The 16,523-nt window shown below is 65.3% G+C and carries 12 protein-coding genes; 10 read left to right on the forward strand and 2 right to left on the reverse strand.

All coding sequences use genetic code 11. The features are described from left to right. Window positions 1-16 precede the first annotated feature (16 nt). From KSS95_RS12705 to KSS95_RS12715, 3 genes are all read left to right on the forward strand, one after another. Window positions 17-517: a GNAT family N-acetyltransferase gene (locus tag KSS95_RS12705; protein WP_217847458.1), complete on the forward strand. Its 501-nt coding sequence runs from the start codon at window positions 17-19 to the stop codon at window positions 515-517. 97 nt (window positions 518-614) lie between these two features. Further along, on the forward strand, window positions 615-2,714 hold the full coding sequence (locus KSS95_RS12710; RefSeq protein ID WP_217847459.1) for a sensor domain-containing protein: 2,100 nt from the start codon (window positions 615-617) through the stop codon (window positions 2,712-2,714). A 155-nt stretch (window positions 2,715-2,869) separates the two neighbouring features. Continuing rightward, on the forward strand, window positions 2,870-3,751 hold the full coding sequence (locus tag KSS95_RS12715; protein ID WP_217847460.1) for a DMT family transporter: 882 nt from the start codon (window positions 2,870-2,872) through the stop codon (window positions 3,749-3,751). Window positions 3,752-3,816: 65 nt separating this feature from the next. Here KSS95_RS12715 and KSS95_RS12720 read toward each other — a convergent pair whose 3' ends face one another. Then, on the reverse strand, window positions 3,817-4,821 hold the full coding sequence (locus KSS95_RS12720) for a TerC family protein (protein WP_217847461.1): 1,005 nt from the start codon (window positions 4,819-4,821) through the stop codon (window positions 3,817-3,819). A gap of 312 nt (window positions 4,822-5,133) precedes the next feature. Between KSS95_RS12720 and KSS95_RS12725 the strand changes: the two genes are divergently transcribed. The 7 genes from KSS95_RS12725 to cysG all read left to right on the forward strand — a co-directional run bounded on the left by KSS95_RS12725 (window position 5,134) and on the right by cysG (window position 15,388). After that, the gene (locus KSS95_RS12725) at window positions 5,134-7,356 is read left to right on the forward strand and encodes a TonB-dependent siderophore receptor (protein WP_225935493.1); all 2,223 of its coding nucleotides are present in this window, start codon (window positions 5,134-5,136) and stop codon (window positions 7,354-7,356) included. Between the two features lie 516 nt (window positions 7,357-7,872). Then, window positions 7,873-10,290: a DNA translocase FtsK gene (ftsK, locus tag KSS95_RS12730; RefSeq protein ID WP_217847462.1), complete on the forward strand. Its 2,418-nt coding sequence runs from the start codon at window positions 7,873-7,875 to the stop codon at window positions 10,288-10,290. A gap of 62 nt (window positions 10,291-10,352) precedes the next feature. Further along, window positions 10,353-10,976, forward strand: a complete 624-nt coding sequence (lolA, locus tag KSS95_RS12735; RefSeq protein ID WP_217847463.1) for an outer membrane lipoprotein periplasmic chaperone LolA — start codon at window positions 10,353-10,355, stop codon at window positions 10,974-10,976. A gap of 12 nt (window positions 10,977-10,988) precedes the next feature. Beyond that, complete coding sequence (locus tag KSS95_RS12740) at window positions 10,989-12,314, forward strand: replication-associated recombination protein A (protein ID WP_134692784.1); 1,326 nt, start codon at window positions 10,989-10,991, stop codon at window positions 12,312-12,314. Further along, window positions 12,311-12,685 (forward strand): fluoride efflux transporter CrcB, encoded by a 375-nt coding sequence (gene crcB / locus KSS95_RS12745; protein WP_217847464.1) that lies wholly within the window; start codon window positions 12,311-12,313, stop codon window positions 12,683-12,685. Before KSS95_RS12740 ends, crcB begins: the two co-directional genes overlap by 4 nt. A 30-nt stretch (window positions 12,686-12,715) precedes the next feature. Next, window positions 12,716-13,996, forward strand: coding sequence for a serine--tRNA ligase (gene serS / locus KSS95_RS12750; protein WP_217847465.1), 1,281 nt, complete (start codon window positions 12,716-12,718; stop codon window positions 13,994-13,996). Beyond that, window positions 13,997-15,388, forward strand: a complete 1,392-nt coding sequence (gene cysG / locus KSS95_RS12755; RefSeq protein WP_217847466.1) for a siroheme synthase CysG — start codon at window positions 13,997-13,999, stop codon at window positions 15,386-15,388. Between the two features lie 117 nt (window positions 15,389-15,505). On the opposite strand, the gene KSS95_RS12760 is transcribed toward cysG, so the two are convergent. After that, window positions 15,506-16,465, reverse strand: a complete 960-nt coding sequence (locus KSS95_RS12760; protein WP_217847467.1) for a glutathione S-transferase family protein — start codon at window positions 16,463-16,465, stop codon at window positions 15,506-15,508. Window positions 16,466-16,523: the final 58 nt, after the last annotated feature.

The following is a 16,523-nucleotide window of genomic DNA, read 5'->3' on the forward strand; positions in this document are numbered from 1 at the left end:
TCGCCGAGCGTCATCCATGGCCGTGCCCATCGAACTGCTCCAGACCGGCCCCGAACACGCCGACCTGGTGCGCAACCTCTACCAGTTCTACGCCTACGAGTCCTCCGACTGGGAGCAGGAGGACATCGAGGCGGACGGCCGCTTCTATGTTCACGAGCCCCATTTCCAGCGCTACTGGCAGTCACCCGACTGGAGCGCCAGCCTGATCCTGGTCGACGGTTTCATTGCCGGCTTCGTGCTGGTCGAGCGCAGCGAGCTGCCGGGGATCGATGCCCTGGAACTGGCCGATTTGTTCGTGCTGAAGAAGTACCGGCGCCTGGGTGTGGGACAGGCGGTGGCACGGCAGTTCCTCAGCGAAGGCCCGCACGACTGGCTGTTGCGTTGCCATGGCGAGGATGCGCCGGCCGTGGCGTTTTGCCAGGCAGTGGTGGCGGACCTGCCGCGTCCGGTGCGGGAAATCGCCCTGGATGATGAGCCGCAGTTGCGCAACTATTGGGTGACCCAGCGCCTGCACTGACGCGTTTGGCGGCAAATAATGTGATGCACTTCACAAAATTTGCCTATGGCGCGGCATAATGCCAGCATCTTGTGCACCCGCAGGTCAGGTAAAGCCCATGGCGCTCGCCCCCAATTCCGACATGATGTACCGGCTGTTGATCCAGAGCGTGGCGGACTATGCCATCTACCTGCTCACCCCGGATGGCATCGTCGCCAACTGGAACCCCGGCGCGCAGCGGGCCAAGGGCTACAGCGCCGAGGAGATCGTCGGCCAGCACTTCTCGGTGTTCTACACCGCCCAGGACCGTGACGCCGGGCTGCCTGCGCTGAGCCTGGCCACGGCGCGGATCGAGGGGCGCTTCCAGGCCGAGGGCTTGCGCCAGCGCAAGGACGGTTCGCACTTCTGGACCAGCGTGGTGATCGAGCCGATCAGGGACGAGGCCAGCGGCCAGGTGATCGGCTTCGCCAAGATCACCCGGGATATTTCCGAGCGTCGCCAGCATGAACTGGAGTTGCTCAAGGCCAAGGAACTCGCCGAACAGTACAGCCAGGAAATGACCACCTTGTCGCAGTTCCTCGATTCGGTGATCGCCAACATTCCCGCCAGCGTCATCGTCCAGGACCTGCAAAGCCAGCAGATCCTGCTGGCCAACCAGCAGGCCGAGCGCCTGTTCGGCGGCCAGGGCGCGAGCATGGTCGGCCAGCTACCGGCGCAGTGCCTGGCCCCGGCGGCGGCCCACTACCTGGAACAGCAACTGGCGCGGGGCGCGCGCAGCACCAAGGGCTACCAGGCCGAAACCCGGGTCGATAGCGCTTGCGGCCCGCGCACCCTGCGCAGCCGCGCCATGCGCTGCCAGAACCGCGAGGGGCAGGGCGACTACGTGCTGTTCGTTGCCGAGGATGCCACCGAGGAGCTGGCGGCCCATGCGCAGATCCACCACATGGCCCACCACGATGCCCTGACCGGCCTGCCCAACCGTACCCTGTTCAACGAGCGCCTCAAGCAGGCGCTGCTGCGCGGCGAGCACAGCGGCACCCTGACCGCCACCCTGTGCCTGGACCTGGACAACTTCAAGAACATCAACGACACCCTTGGCCACGCCTTCGGCGACAAGCTGCTGCGCACCCTGGGCAAGCGCCTGCGCCGCGAGCTGCGCGAGCACGACACCCTGGCGCGGCTGGGTGGCGATGAGTTCGCCGTGGTGCTGGCGGGGCTGGAGAGTGGTGATGCCGCGCGCAACACCGCACAGCGCCTGATCGAGGCGATCTGCCCGCCGTTTCATATCGAAGGGCACCAGTTCAGCGTCGGGGTGAGCATCGGGGTTGCCATCGCCCCCCATGACCATGACCAGGCCGAGCAATTGCTCGGCTACGCCGACATGGCGCTGTACGAGGCCAAGCGCAATGGTCGCAACCGTTACGAGTGCTTCCATGTCGAGCTCGATGTCGCCGCCCGCCAGCGTCGCCTGGTCGAGACCGACCTGCGCACGGCCCTGCACCTGGGGCAGTTGCAGCTGCACTACCAGCCGGTGGTGGACCAGCAGAATCACAGCGTGACCGGCTACGAGGCGTTGTTGCGCTGGGAGCACCCGACGCGGGGGATGATCATGCCGCTGGACTTCATCCCTATCGCCGAGGAAACCGGGCTGATCCACGAAATCGGTGCCCGCGCGCTGAACCTGGCCTGCCAGGAGGCGGCCAGCTGGGGCACGACGCAGACCGTGTCGGTCAACCTGTCGCCGGTGCAGTTCAAGAACGCCAACCTGGTCCACAGCGTGGCCTTGGCCCTGGCCGATTCAGGCCTGCCAGCCAGCCGCCTGGAGCTGGAGATCACCGAGTCGGTACTGCTGGGCAACAGCGAGGAGAACGTGGCCACGCTGCGCGCGCTGAAGGATCTGGGCGTGTCGATTTCGCTCGACGATTTCGGCACCGGTTATTCCTCGCTCGGCTACCTGCGCTCGTTCCCCTTCGATCGGATCAAGATCGACAAGTCGTTCATTCATGACATGTGCGAAAGCCGCGAGGCGATGTCGATCGTCCGCGCGATCACCGAGCTGTCCAACAGCCTGATGATCAAGACCACGGCCGAGGGGGTGGAGTCGGCAGAGCAGATGGAGCGCTTGCTGGCCGAGGGTTGCTCGCACTTCCAGGGCTACCTGTACGGGCGTCCGGCACCGGCGAGCGAGCGGCTCAAGCAGATCGCCACGGTTTTGTAGGGGGCGTGCCGCTGTGGCGCCAGGCTCGCCAGCAAGGGGCATAAAATGTACCGGTTGGAACAAAAAAGCCGGGCCGGCAATGTTCAGCGCGGTGTATCTCTTCTAGAATCCGCGCATGCCCAGGCGTCTGGCCTGGGTGCTTGCCCGAGGGGCCCATGAGTTCCAGCACGCCGCTGTCCGGCATCAACCAACCGCTGCGCGGCATCGCCCTGGTGGTGATGGCGACGTTCCTGTTTGCCAGCCATGACGGGCTGTCCAAGTTCCTGGGCGGCATCTATCCGATCATCATGGTGGTCTGGGCGCGCTACCTGGTGCATACCCTGTTGATGGCCGGGATCTTCCTGCCCAAGGCGGGCCTTGCCGTGCTGCGGACCCGGCGGCCGTTGCTGCAGACCTTGCGCGCCTTGAGCCTGCTCAGCACCAGCCTGCTGTTCACCGCCGGCCTGCAGTACCTGCCGCTGGCCGAGGCGACCGCGGTCAACTTCCTGGCGCCGGTGCTGGTCACCGCGCTGTCGGTGCCGCTGCTCAAGGAGCGGGTGACGATGGGGCAGTGGCTGGCGGTGGTGATGGGGTTCATCGGCGTGCTGGTGGTGGTGCATCCGGGCGGTGCGATGTTCACCCCGGCGATCCTGTTCCCCTTCGGCTCGGCGCTGGGGTTCTGCTTCTACCAGTTGCTCACGCGCAAGCTGGCGGCCCATGACACGCCGACCACCAGTAATTTCTATGCGGGGTTGTGCAACACCTTGATCATGACGGCGCTGGTGCCGTTCTTCTGGCAGGCCCCGCAATGGTCCCATGTGCCGTTCATGCTGGCGCTGGGGGGCTGCGGGATGACCGCGCACCTGCTGTTGACCCAGGCGTTCCGGCATGCCGCACCGGCGCTTTTGGCACCGTTCAGCTACTGCCAGATCGTGTTTGCCGGGTTGCTGGGCCTGCTGGTGTTCGGCCAGGTACCGGACGGGGTAAGCCTGGCCGGCATCGCGATCATCTGCCTGAGCGGGCTGGGGGCGGCCTGGATGCAGCGGGCTCGCGCCTAGGCGCCGGCTTGCCGACGAACATCGGCAACGCCGGTGCCATTCATCCAGCGGGCCGCAACAGCCGGCTAGGCTTGATCGGCATCGGTGTGATTCGCCTTCTTGTCGCGGGTGCGCAACAACGACAGCAACACCCCACCCAGCAACAGGCCGAACGTCACCCCCAGTGACACCCCCGCCGGCACCTTGCCCACCAGCCCGTGCCAGAAGATCTTGCAGCCGATGAAGATCAACACCATGGCCAGCGCGTACTTGAGGTAGACGAACCGGTGCATCAGCGCCGCCAGGGCGAAATACAGCGAGCGCAGGCCAAGGATGGCGAAGATGTTCGAGGTGTAGACGATGAACGGGTCCTGGGTGATGGCGAAAATCGCCGGCACGCTGTCGACGGCGAACACCAGGTCGGCCAGCTCGATCAGCACCAGCGCCAGGAACAGCGGCGTGGCGTAACGGACAGCCTGGTCCGTGCCGGGTTGGGCCAGGCGCACGAAGAAGTGGCGGCCATGCAACTGGTCGGTGACGCGCATGTGCCGGCGCACGAAACGCAGCACCGGGTTGTTGGCCAGGTCCGGATGGCCGTCGTCCTTGCTCAGCGCCATCTTCACCCCGGTGAACAGCAGGAAGGCGCCGAACAGATACAGCACCCAGGCAAAGTGCTGCACCAGTGCGGCGCCGACGCCGATCATGATCGCCCGCAGCACCACCACCCCGAGAATGCCCCAGAACAGTACGCGGTGCTGGTAGCGGCGGGGGATGGCGAAGAAGCTGAAGATCATCGCCATGACGAACACGTTGTCCATCGACAGCGACTGTTCGACCAGCAAGCCGGTGTAGAACTCCAGCGCCGGCTGCGCGCCCAGCTCGAACCATACCCAGACCCCGAACAGCACGCCGACACTGAAGTAGCCGGCATACAGCAGCAGGCTCTCGCGCATTTCGATCTCGCGGTCCTGGCGGTGCAGCACGCCCAGGTCCAGGACCAGCAAGCCCACGACGATGACGATGAACACCAGCCACAACCAGGTGCTGGTACCGAGAAAAGGCGTGAAGAGGAATGTCTGCAGAGCTGTCATGAGCCCCTCCTGGCGTGTCGACGTTGCATGGCAACAGTGATTCCGACATGGCAGCGAACGCCGTCAGAGGGGCCCGGTATCACATGGGCTTGAGCCTAGCCGTGAATGCCGGGGTTGCCGAATGGCGAGGTGTTACAGTTTTTTGCGTAAAATTCGAAATTACGAATCATTAGCGATTGTAAAGTGTTCGTAACAACCCTAGCATGCGCTGCAACCGTCCGCAGAACGGGCGTGCCACCTGGCACGCGACCTCAACAGTTACGCAACCGTCGGTGATTAGCTTCACTCTTGAATCAGCAGGGAACGTACAACGTGCAGCAACCGCCACTTTCGAGCACGACCAACGCGGCAGGGAATGCCATCACCGTCCGCCAGCGCCACCCGTTGGCCCTGGCGATGCTGGCGAGCAGCCTGGCCGCCAGCACCGGCCTGGCCTGGGCCGAGGAGGCCAAGCCATTCGAGTTGGGCGCCACTGCCGTCACCGCCACCGCGCTGGGCGAGATCACCGAGGGCAGTGGCTCCTACACCAGCGGGGCTAGCCGCACGGCCACGCGCATGAGCCTGTCGCCGCGGCAGACGCCGCAGTCGGTAAGCGTGATCACCCGTCAGCAGATGGACGACCAGAACCTGACCGACATTGCCAAGGTGCTGGGCAAGACACCGGGCGTCACGGTGAGCAAGCTCGACAGCAACCGCACCAGTTTCCAGGTGCGTGGCTTCGAGATCGATAACTTCCAGGTCGACGGCATCCCTAGCGCTTTTCGCTTTTCCAATGGCGTCGACCGTACCGACATGGTCATCTTCGACCGGGTCGAAGTGCTCAGGGGCGCCACCGGGCTGCTCAGTGGCTTCGGCAGCCCGGCTGCCACGGTCAACCTGGTGCGCAAGCGACCGACCCATGGGTTGTCCGGCTATGTATCGCTGGGCGCTGGCAGTTGGGACACCTACCGTGGCGAGTTCGACATCGGCGGGCCGTTGACCGGCGCCGGCAATGTGCGCGGGCGTTTGGTCGCGGCCCATGAGGATGGCCACTCGTTCATGGACAACCTGGCGGACAACAAGCAGGTGCTGTACGGCATCGTCGAGTTCGACCTGAGCGAGGACACCTTGCTCAGCGTCGGCCTGAGCCGCCAGAGCAACCGCCCCGAGGCCACCTCGTGGGGGCCCTCGACGCCGCTGCTGGACAGCAACGGCAATCGCTTTCGCATGTCGCGCTCGTACAACCCGGGGGCCAAGTGGAGCCAGTGGGACAACACCGCTGACAACCTGTTCGTCACCCTCGAGCAGCGCCTGGCCCACGACTGGACGCTCAAGGCCTCGGTCACACGCAGTGAAAACGACTCGCCCATGCGCCTGGGCTCGGCCACCAATGGTTACCCTGATCCGCTGACCGGCGACGGTATCACCGTATGGCTGGGGCGCTACCACTACCAGACCAACCAGAGCGCCTACGACCTGTACGCCAGCGGGCCCTTCCAGATGCTGGGGCGCGAGCACGAACTGGTGGCGGGTATCTCGCACCGTGACCTGCGCACCCACGAGGACCACTGGCCGATGCGTTTCGGCAGCGCCAACATCTATCAATGGCGGGGCGATTACCCCGAGCCGGACTGGGGACCACTCAGCGCCAAGGTCAATACCCGCGTGCAGGAGGACGCGGCGTACCTTACCGGGCGCTTCAAGCCGACCGACGATTTGGCGCTGATCATCGGTGGCCGGCTGTCCAACTGGCAGTTGGATGGTTCCCGGTTCGACACTGCCAGCGGCCAGCGGCGCAAGACCCAGAGCCTGGAAGAGAACGGCGTGGTGGTGCCCTATGCCGGCGTGGTCTACGACCTGGACCCCACCTGGTCGGTGTACGCCAGCTATACCAGCATCTTCAAGCCCCATGAAAGCCAGCAGGATGCCAGCGGCAAGATGATCGAGCCGGAGGAGGGCGATGCCTATGAATTGGGCCTCAAGGGTGAGTTCTTCGATGGGCGGCTGAATGCCAGCCTGGCGGTGTTCGAGGTGCGCCAGGACAACCTGGCGGAGTTCGTGCACACCGACCCGGCCAGCAACCGCGGCGTCTACCGTTCGATCAAGGGCGCCAAGAGCCGCGGCTTCGAGCTGGAGCTGGCCGGCGAGCTGACGGCCGACTGGCATGTGCAGGGCGGCTTTACCCACCGCATCACCCGCGATGGCGAGGGCGACAAGATCTCCACCATCGAGCCGGAGAACCTGTTGCGCCTGTCCAGCAGCTATCGCCTGCCGGGTGCCTGGAGCAAGCTCACCGTGGGCGGGGCGGCCAACTGGCAGAGCAAGATCTGGAAGGACATCAGCAGCCCGTTGCCGGGCCAGACCGATCGCTATACCCAGGCGAGCTACCTGACCCTGGATGCCATGGTTCGCTACCAGGTGAGCGAGCAGCTGTCGGTGTCGCTCAATGGCAACAACCTCACCGACAAGCGGTATTTCAACAACCTGGGCTTCTATAACGGCGGGTATTACGGTGACCCGCGCAACTTCATGCTGACCACCCGCTACGCGTTCTGAGCCCCAGCCGTTTCGAACCCTTGGGCCTGCCGGGGTCGCTTTGCGACCCTTTTGCGACACAAGGCCGCGCCCACAGAGACCGCGCCGACCTGTAGGGGCGGCCTTGCCGAGGCATGGGGCCGGTCGGAAAGGGCGGCATGGCAGCCCAGGCCATCTTCCAAACCATCGCCAAGACCTTGCAAGGGCTGGTTCTGCGCCCTGTTTAACCGCACACGCTATAGGCACCAGCAAGGCCAGGGCGCCTGGCCGCGCTGTCAATTTCCCAGCGCTTTCATCCTTGCGCCGGCACCATCTGGCACAATTGCTGTCATACCTGTGCAAAAACACAGCATAAGCCTTTGTCACAAAAGAAAATGCATGCTCAAATTGCAGGCATGTGAAATCAGCCCCCACTTGAGCCCCGCATGACGTACCGTCATGGCGGCTGGCGGGCAGTAATGTTAAAAGTAGTGGTTCATTGGCCAGCGACCGGCCGATCACTATTGGACGCGCAGCACGCGCAGGAATAGACGCGTTTTGAAGAAATCCACCGCAACTCCAGCTCCCTTGCCCGTGCCCCTGTGGCGGCAGCAGCTGCACTACCGACTCAAGGAAGGTGCGCTGATCGCCGTCGGTGCCCTGTGCCTGTACCTGTGGATGGCCCTGCTGACCTACGACACGTCCGACCCGGGCTTCAGCCACACCAGCAACGCCGACCAGGTGCAAAACGCCGCTGGCCGCGCCGGCGCCTATTTTGCCGACATCCTGTTCATGGTCCTTGGCTACTTCGCCTATATCTTCCCGCTGCTGCTGGCGATCAAGACCTGGCAGATCTTCCGCGAGCGCCACCAGCCCTGGCAGTGGAGCGGCTGGCTGTTCTCCTGGCGCCTGATCGGCCTGGTGTTCCTGGTGCTGTCGGGCGCGGCGCTGGCGCATATCCACTTCCATCCGTCGGCGAGCCTGCCGTTCTCCGCCGGGGGCGCCCTGGGCGAGAGCCTGGGCGACCTGGCGCGCAACCTGCTGAACGTGCAGGGCAGCACGCTGATGTTCATCGCCCTGTTCCTGTTCGGCCTGACCGTGTTCACCGACCTGTCCTGGTTCAAAGTGATGGATGTCACCGGCAAGATCACCCTTGATCTGTTCGAGCTGGTGCAGAGCGCCGCCAATCGCTGGTGGGAGGCGCGCAACGAACGCAAGCGCCTGGTGGCGCAACTGCGCGAAGTGGACGAGCAGGTCGACGAGGTGGTCGCCCCGGTGGTCGCGGACAAGCGCGAGCAGGTCAAGGCCCGCGAGCGCATCATCGAGCGCGACGAGGCGCTGACCAAGCACATTGCCCAGCGCGAACAGCAGCCGGCCCCGGTGATCAACATCCCGGCGCCGCCGGTCAAGGCCCCCGAGCCAAGCAAGCGGGTCATGAAGGAGAAGCAAGCGCCGCTGTTCGTCGACAGCGCCGTCGAAGGCACCCTGCCGTCTATCTCCATCCTCGACCCGGCCGAGCAGAAAAAGGTCGAGTACTCGCCAGAATCCCTGGCCGCGGTTGGCCATCTGCTGGAAATCAAGCTCAAGGAATTCGGCGTCGAAGTCTCGGTGGACTCGATCCACCCGGGCCCGGTCATCACCCGCTACGAAATCCAGCCGGCGGCCGGGGTCAAGGTCAGCCGCATCGCCAACCTGGCCAAGGACCTGGCGCGCTCGCTGGCCGTGACCAGCGTGCGGGTGGTCGAGGTAATCCCCGGCAAGACCACCGTGGGTATCGAAATCCCCAACGAAAACCGCCAGATGGTGCGCTTCTCCGAAGTGCTGTCGTCGCCGCAGTTCGACGAGAACAAGTCGCCGGTGACCCTGGCCCTGGGTCACGACATCGGTGGCAAGCCGGTGATCACCGACCTGGCGAAGATGCCGCACCTGCTGGTGGCCGGTACCACCGGTTCCGGTAAGTCGGTGGGCGTGAACGCGATGATCCTGTCGATCCTGTTCAAGTCGGGCCCGGAAGACGCGCGGCTGATCATGATCGACCCGAAAATGCTCGAGCTGTCGATCTACGAAGGCATCCCGCACCTGCTGTGCCCGGTGGTCACCGACATGAAGGACGCCGCCAACGCCCTGCGCTGGAGCGTCGCCGAGATGGAGCGCCGCTACAAGCTGATGGCGGCCATGGGCGTGCGCAACCTGGCGGGCTTCAACCGCAAGATCAAGGATGCCCAGGAAGCCGGCGAGGTCATCCACGACCCGCTGTATCGCCGCGAGAGCATGGACGACGAGCCACCGGCGCTCAAGACCCTGCCGACCATCGTGGTGGTGGTCGACGAATTCGCCGACATGATGATGATCGTCGGCAAGAAGGTCGAAGAGCTGATCGCCCGTATCGCGCAGAAGGCCCGTGCCGCCGGTATCCACCTGATCCTCGCCACCCAGCGCCCGTCGGTGGACGTGATCACCGGCCTGATCAAGGCCAACATCCCGACCCGCATGGCGTTCCAGGTGTCGAGCAAGATCGACTCGCGGACCATCATCGACCAGGGTGGCGCCGAACAGCTGCTGGGCCACGGTGACATGCTGTACATGCCGCCGGGCACCAGCCTGCCGATTCGCGTGCACGGCGCATTCGTTTCCGACGACGAGGTGCACCGTACCGTGGAGGCGTGGAAGCTGCGTGGTGCGCCGGACTACAACGACGACATCCTCAACGGCGTCGAGGAGGCCGGCAGCGGCTTCGATGGCGGCGGCGGTGGCGGCGATGGCGAAGATTCGGAAAGCGATGCCCTGTACGACGAAGCGGTGCAGTTCGTGCTGGAAAGCCGCCGGGCGTCGATCTCGGCGGTGCAGCGCAAGCTCAAGATCGGCTACAACCGCGCCGCGCGGATGATCGAGGCGATGGAGATGGCCGGCGTGGTCACGCCGATGAACAGCAACGGCTCGCGGGAAGTGATTGCCCCGGGCGGCCCGCGCGATTGATGATCACCTCGCCGGGCGCCAAGGGTGGCGCCCGGCCTATTCAATGCTCAATGAGGATTCCCATGCGCGCGATTCGCATGTTGTTGGTTTCTGCCCTGGCCGCGGCCAGCCTGTCGGCCCAGGCCGGCGAACAGGACGTGCAACGCCTGACCCAGTTGCTGGAAAAGTCGCAGACCATCGAGGCCAATTTCTCCCAGCTGACCATCGACGCCAGCGGCACCAGCCTGCAGGAAACGTCCGGCAAGATGACCGTCAAGCGCCCAGGCCTGTTCTACTGGCACACCGACGCGCCTCAGGAGCAGGTGGTGGTGTCCGACGGCAAGAACGTCACCCTGTGGGATCCGGACCTGGAGCAGGCCACCGTCAAGAAGCTCGATGTGCGCCTGAACCAGACCCCGGCGCTGCTGCTGTCGGGCGATGTGTCGAAGATCAGCCAGAGCTTCGACATCAGCTCCAAGGAGCAGGGCGAGGTGATGGACTTCACCCTCAAGCCCAAGACCAAGGACACCTTGTTCGACTCGCTGCGCGTGTCGTTCCGCAAGGGCCTGATCAATGACATGCAGCTGGTCGACAGCGTCGGCCAACGCACCAACATCCTGTTCAATGGCGTCAAGGCCAACCAGCCAGTGCCGGCCAGTCGATTCACCTTCGACATCCCCAAAGGCGCGGACGTCATCAAGGAGTAAACGGAGCCTGTGATGGACCTGTTTCGTAGCGAACCTGTCGCCCAGCCCCTGGCCGCCCGCCTGCGCCCGTCCAACCTGGACGAGTACGTCGGCCAGGAACACCTGCTGGCGCGCGGCAAGCCGCTGCGCGAGGCGCTGGAGCAGGGCGCGCTGCACTCGATGATCTTCTGGGGCCCGCCCGGGGTGGGCAAGACCACCCTGGCGCGGCTGCTGGCGCAGTTCTGCGATGCCCACTTCGAGACGGTGTCGGCGGTGCTGGCCGGGGTCAAGGAGATTCGCCAGGCGGTCGAGGTGGCCAAGCAGCAGGCCGGCCAGTACGGCCGGCGCACCATCCTGTTCGTCGACGAGGTGCATCGCTTCAACAAGTCGCAACAGGATGCCTTCCTGCCCTATGTGGAAGACGGCACGCTGCTGTTCATCGGCGCCACCACCGAGAACCCCTCGTTCGAGCTGAACAACGCGCTGCTGTCACGGGCGCGTGTCTACGTGCTCAAGAGCCTGGACGAGGCGGCGCTGCGCAAGCTGGTCAACCGCGCGCTCAGCGAGGAGCGGGGCCTGGGCAAGCGCAACCTGCGGGTGGGCGACGAAGCCTTCAAGATGCTCATGGCCGCCGCCGACGGCGACGGCCGGCGCATGCTCAACTTCCTCGAAAACGCCTCCGACCTGGCCGAAGACGGCAGCGAGATCGACGTGCAGATGCTGCAAAGCCTGCTCGGCGACAGCCGCCGCCGTTTCGACAAGGGCGGCGAGGCGTTCTACGACCAGATCTCCGCACTGCACAAGTCGGTGCGCGGCTCCAACCCCGATGGCGCCCTGTACTGGTTTGCGCGCATGCTCGACGGCGGCTGCGACCCGCTGTACATCGCCCGGCGCGTGGTGCGCATGGCCAGCGAAGACATCGGCAACGCCGACCCGCGCGCGCTCAGCCTGTGCCTGGCGGCGTGGGACGTGCAAGAGCGCCTGGGCAGCCCCGAGGGGGAACTGGCGGTGGCCCAGGCCATCACCTACCTGGCCTGCGCGCCGAAGAGCAACGCGGTGTACATGGGCTTCAAGACTGCCCTGCGCGAGGCCGCCGAGCACGGCTCGCTGGAAGTGCCGCTGCACCTGCGCAATGCGCCGACCAAGCTGATGAAGCAGCTGGGTTATGGCGACGAGTATCGCTATGCCCACGATGAACCTGATGCCTATGCCGCCGGCGAAGACTATTTCCCTGACCAGCTTGAGCCGCGCCAGTACTACCAGCCGGTGCCGCGTGGCCTGGAGCTGAAGATCGGCGAGAAACTGCGCCACCTGGCCGAGCTCGACCGCAACAGCCCCCGCCAGCGGAGAAAGCCGTGATCGCACTCATCGCCGCGGTCAGTGCCGGTGGCATCGCCGGCACCTTGATGCGCTTCGCCACCGCCAACTGGGTCGCCGCCCACTGGCCACGGCACTTCTATGCCGGTACGCTGGCGGTCAACCTGGTGGGCTGCCTGTTGATCGGCCTGTTGTACGGACTGTTCCTGCACAAGCCCCTGGCACCGGTCGAGCTGCGCGCCGGGCTGATGGTGGGCTTTCTGGGCGGCCTGACCACTTTTTCCTCCTTCTCGCTCGATACCGTGCGCCTGATGGAAAGCGGGCAGCTGCCGCTGGCCTTGGGCTATACCATTATCAGCGTGGTGGGCGGCCTGCTCGCGACCTGGGCCGGCCTTGCCCTGACCCGATTCTGAACCAACACCTACCTATAACGAGAGAACGATATGCTCGATTCCAAACTGTTACGCGGCCAACTTCAGGAAGTGGCGGATCGCCTGGCCTCCCGTGGCTTCAGCCTGGATGTCGCGCGCATCGAATCACTGGAAGAGCGCCGCAAGGCGGTGCAGACCCGCACCGAGCAGCTGCAGGCCGAGCGTAACGCCCGTTCCAAGTCCATCGGCCAGGCCAAGGCCAAGGGCGAGGACATCGCTCCGCTGATGGCCGATGTCGAGCGCATGGCCAATGAACTGGCTGCAGGCAAGAGCGAGCTGGACGGTATCCAGGCCGAGCTGGACGCCATCCTGCTGACCATCCCCAACCTGCCGGACGCCAGCGTGCCGGTCGGTGCCAACGAGGACGACAACGTCGAGGTGCGCCGTTGGGGCACCCCGCGCAGCTTCGACTTCGAGATCAAGGACCACGTCGCCCTGGGCGAGATCAGCGGCGGCCTGGACTTCGAGGCCGCCGCCAAGATGTCGGGTGCGCGCTTTGCCGTGCTGCGCGGGCCGATTGCCCGTCTGCACCGCGCCCTGGCGCAGTTCATGATCAACCTGCATACCGGCGAGCATGGCTACGAAGAGGCCTACACGCCTTACCTGGTGCAAGCGCCGGCCCTGATGGGCACCGGCCAGTTGCCGAAATTCGAGGAAGACCTGTTCAAGATCAGCCGCGAAGGCGAAGCCGATTTCTACCTGATCCCTACCTCCGAAGTGTCGCTGACCAACCTGGTGTCCGGCGCGATCCTCGATGCCAAGCAACTGCCGGTGAAGTTCGTCGCCCATTCCCCGTGTTTCCGCAGCGAAGCCGGTGCGTCGGGGCGCGATACCCGCGGCATGATCCGCCAGCACCAGTTCGACAAGGTCGAGATGGTCCAGGTGGTGGAGCCGAGCAAGTCCATGGCAGCGCTGGACGGCATGACGGCCAACGCCGAGCGCGTGCTGCAACTGCTGGAACTGCCCTACCGCGTGCTGGCCTTGTGCACCGGTGACATGGGCTTTGGCGCGGTGAAGACCTTCGACCTGGAAGTCTGGGTGCCGAGCCAGGACAAATACCGCGAGATCAGCTCCTGCTCCAACTGCGGTGACTTCCAGGCGCGGCGCATGCAGGCGCGCTGGCGCAACCCGGAAACCGGCAAGCCGGAGCTGGTGCACACCCTCAACGGTTCCGGCCTGGCGGTGGGCCGTACCCTGGTGGCGGTGTTGGAGAACTACCAGCAGGCCGACGGCTCGATCCGCGTGCCGGAGGTGCTCAAACCCTACATGGCGGGTGTCGAGGTCATCCGCTAAATGGACTACCTGCCGCTGTTCCACAAGCTGCAGGGTGGCCGGGTACTGGTCGTCGGCGGTGGCGAGATCGCCTTGCGCAAGGCGCGCCTGCTGGCCGATGCCGGTGCCGCGCTGCGGGTGGTGGCGCCGGACGTCGACGGCCAACTGGCCGCGCTGGCCCGTGAGGGCGGCGGCGAGGTCCTGGTGCGAGGCTATCAGCCCGCTGACCTCGAGGGATGCCGCCTGGTGATCGCGGCCACCGACGACGCCGGGCTCAATGCCCAGGTCTCGGCCCACGCCCAGGCGCGCAGCCTGCCGGTCAACGTGGTGGACGCACCGGCCTTGTGCACGGTGATCTTCCCGGCCATCGTCGACCGTTCGCCCCTGGTGGTGGCGGTGTCCAGCGGCGGCGATGCGCCGGTGCTGGCGCGCCTGATCCGCGCCAAGCTGGAGGCCTGGATTCCTTCGGCCTACGGCGAGCTGGCCGGGCTGGCCGCGCGTTTTCGCGACAAGGTCAAGGCGTTGTACCCGGACGTCAACCAGCGTCGCGGCTTCTGGGAGCAGGTGTTCCAGGGCCCGATCGCCGAGCGTCAGCTGGCCGGGCAGGGCGGCGAGGCCGAGCGCCTGCTGCAGGCGATGGTCGATGGCGCGCCGGTGCAGCAGGGCGGCGAGGTGTACCTGGTGGGTGCCGGCCCGGGCGACCCGGACCTGCTGACCTTCCGCGCCTTGCGCCTGATGCAGCAGGCCGACGTGGTGCTGTACGACCGCTTGGTGGCCCCGGCCATCATCGAGATGTGCCGGCGTGACGCCGAGCGCATCTATGTTGGCAAGCGCCGCGCCGACCATGCCGTGCCCCAGGACCAGATCAACCGCCTGCTGGTGGACCTGGCTCGCCAGGGCAAGCGCGTGCTGCGGCTCAAGGGGGGCGATCCGTTCATCTTCGGGCGCGGTGGCGAGGAGATAGAGGAACTGGCCGATGAAGGCATACCGTTCCAGGTCGTGCCAGGCATCACCGCGGCCAGTGGTTGCTCCGCCTACGGCGGCATTCCGCTGACCCACCGCGACTATGCGCAGTCGGTGCGCTTCGTCACCGGGCACTTGAAGGATGGCACCAGCAACCTGCCTTGGCATGACCTGGTGGCGCCGGCCCAGACCCTGGTGTTCTACATGGGGCTGGTGGGGTTGCCGACCATCTGCGCCGAGTTGATCCGCCACGGCCGCGCGGCGAGTACCCCGGCGGCGTTGGTGCAGCAAGGCACCACGCGCAACCAGCGGGTGTTCACCGGGACCCTGGCCGACCTGCCCGAGTTGGTGGCGCGCCATGAAGTGCATGCGCCGACCCTGGTGATCGTAGGGGAGGTGGTGCAGTTGCGCGAGAAGCTGGCATGGTTTGAAGGTTCGCAAGACAACTGAAATCGCTGGGGCCGCTTCGCGGCCCTTGCGCGCCACAAGGCCGCGCCTGCAGGGATCGCGTACCCCTGTAGGCGCGGCCTTGTGGCGCGCAAGGGCTGCAATGCAGCCCCAGGCCTCTCAAGCCTGCCAGATCCCTTTGCCCGCCAGCCGCTCCCGGTCATGGGGCAGGCCAAAGTCCTGCAGCGGCCCCTTGGGCACGATCCCGTTCGGATTGATGGTCTTGTGGCTCATGTAATAGTGCTTCTGGATATGCTCCATGTTCACCGTGCCCGCCACGCCCGGCCACTGGTACAGCTCGCGCAGCCAGTTCGACAGGTTCGGATAGTCCGCCAGGCGCCGCAGGTTGCACTTGAAGTGCCCGTGGTACACCGCATCGAAGCGCACCAGGGTGGTAAACAGCCGCACATCGGCCTCGGTCAGGTATTCCCCGGCCAGGTAACGCTGGCGGCCCAGTAGCGCTTCCAGCTGGTCCAGCTCGTTGAACACCTCATCGAAGGCCTTTTCATAGGCGTCTTGCGAGGTGGCGAAGCCGGCGCGGTACACGCCGTTGTTCACTGCCGGGTAGATACGCGCGTTGAGTGCGTCGATAGTGGCGCGAAGTGGCTCGGGGTACAGGTCCAGGGTGTTGCCGGTGAGGTCGTTGAACGCCGTGTTGAAGATGCGGATGATCTCGGCCGACTCGTTGTTGACGATGCGCTTTTGCTGCTTGTCCCACAGCACTGGCACGGTCACGCGCCCGGTGTAGTGCGGGTCGTCCTGGGTGTAGCGCTGGTGCAGGTACTGCAGGGCCTCGAGGTGATCGCCGCTGGAGCCTTGCTGCTGGTCGAAGGTCCAGCCGTGCTCACCCATCAACCAGCTGACCACCGACACCTCGATCAACGGCTCCAGGCCCTTGATGGCGCGCAGGATCAGGGTGCGGTGGGCCCAGGGGCAGGCCAGCGACACATACAGGTGATAGCGGCCGGCCTCGGCGGCGGGCAACGGGTTGCGGCGCTGCGCGTTCTCGCGCTGGAAAGCGCCGTCCTTGCTGGTCTGGTACCACTGGTCATGCCAGCGACCCTCGATCAAAAGGCCCATGTCGAGCTCCTCGGAACACAGTGTTTGTCGTTGGAGCCCAGTCTAGAGCAAAGCGTTC

The sequence above is a fragment of the Pseudomonas muyukensis genome (assembly GCF_019139535.1).
GTDB lineage: Bacteria > Pseudomonadota > Gammaproteobacteria > Pseudomonadales > Pseudomonadaceae > Aquipseudomonas > Aquipseudomonas muyukensis.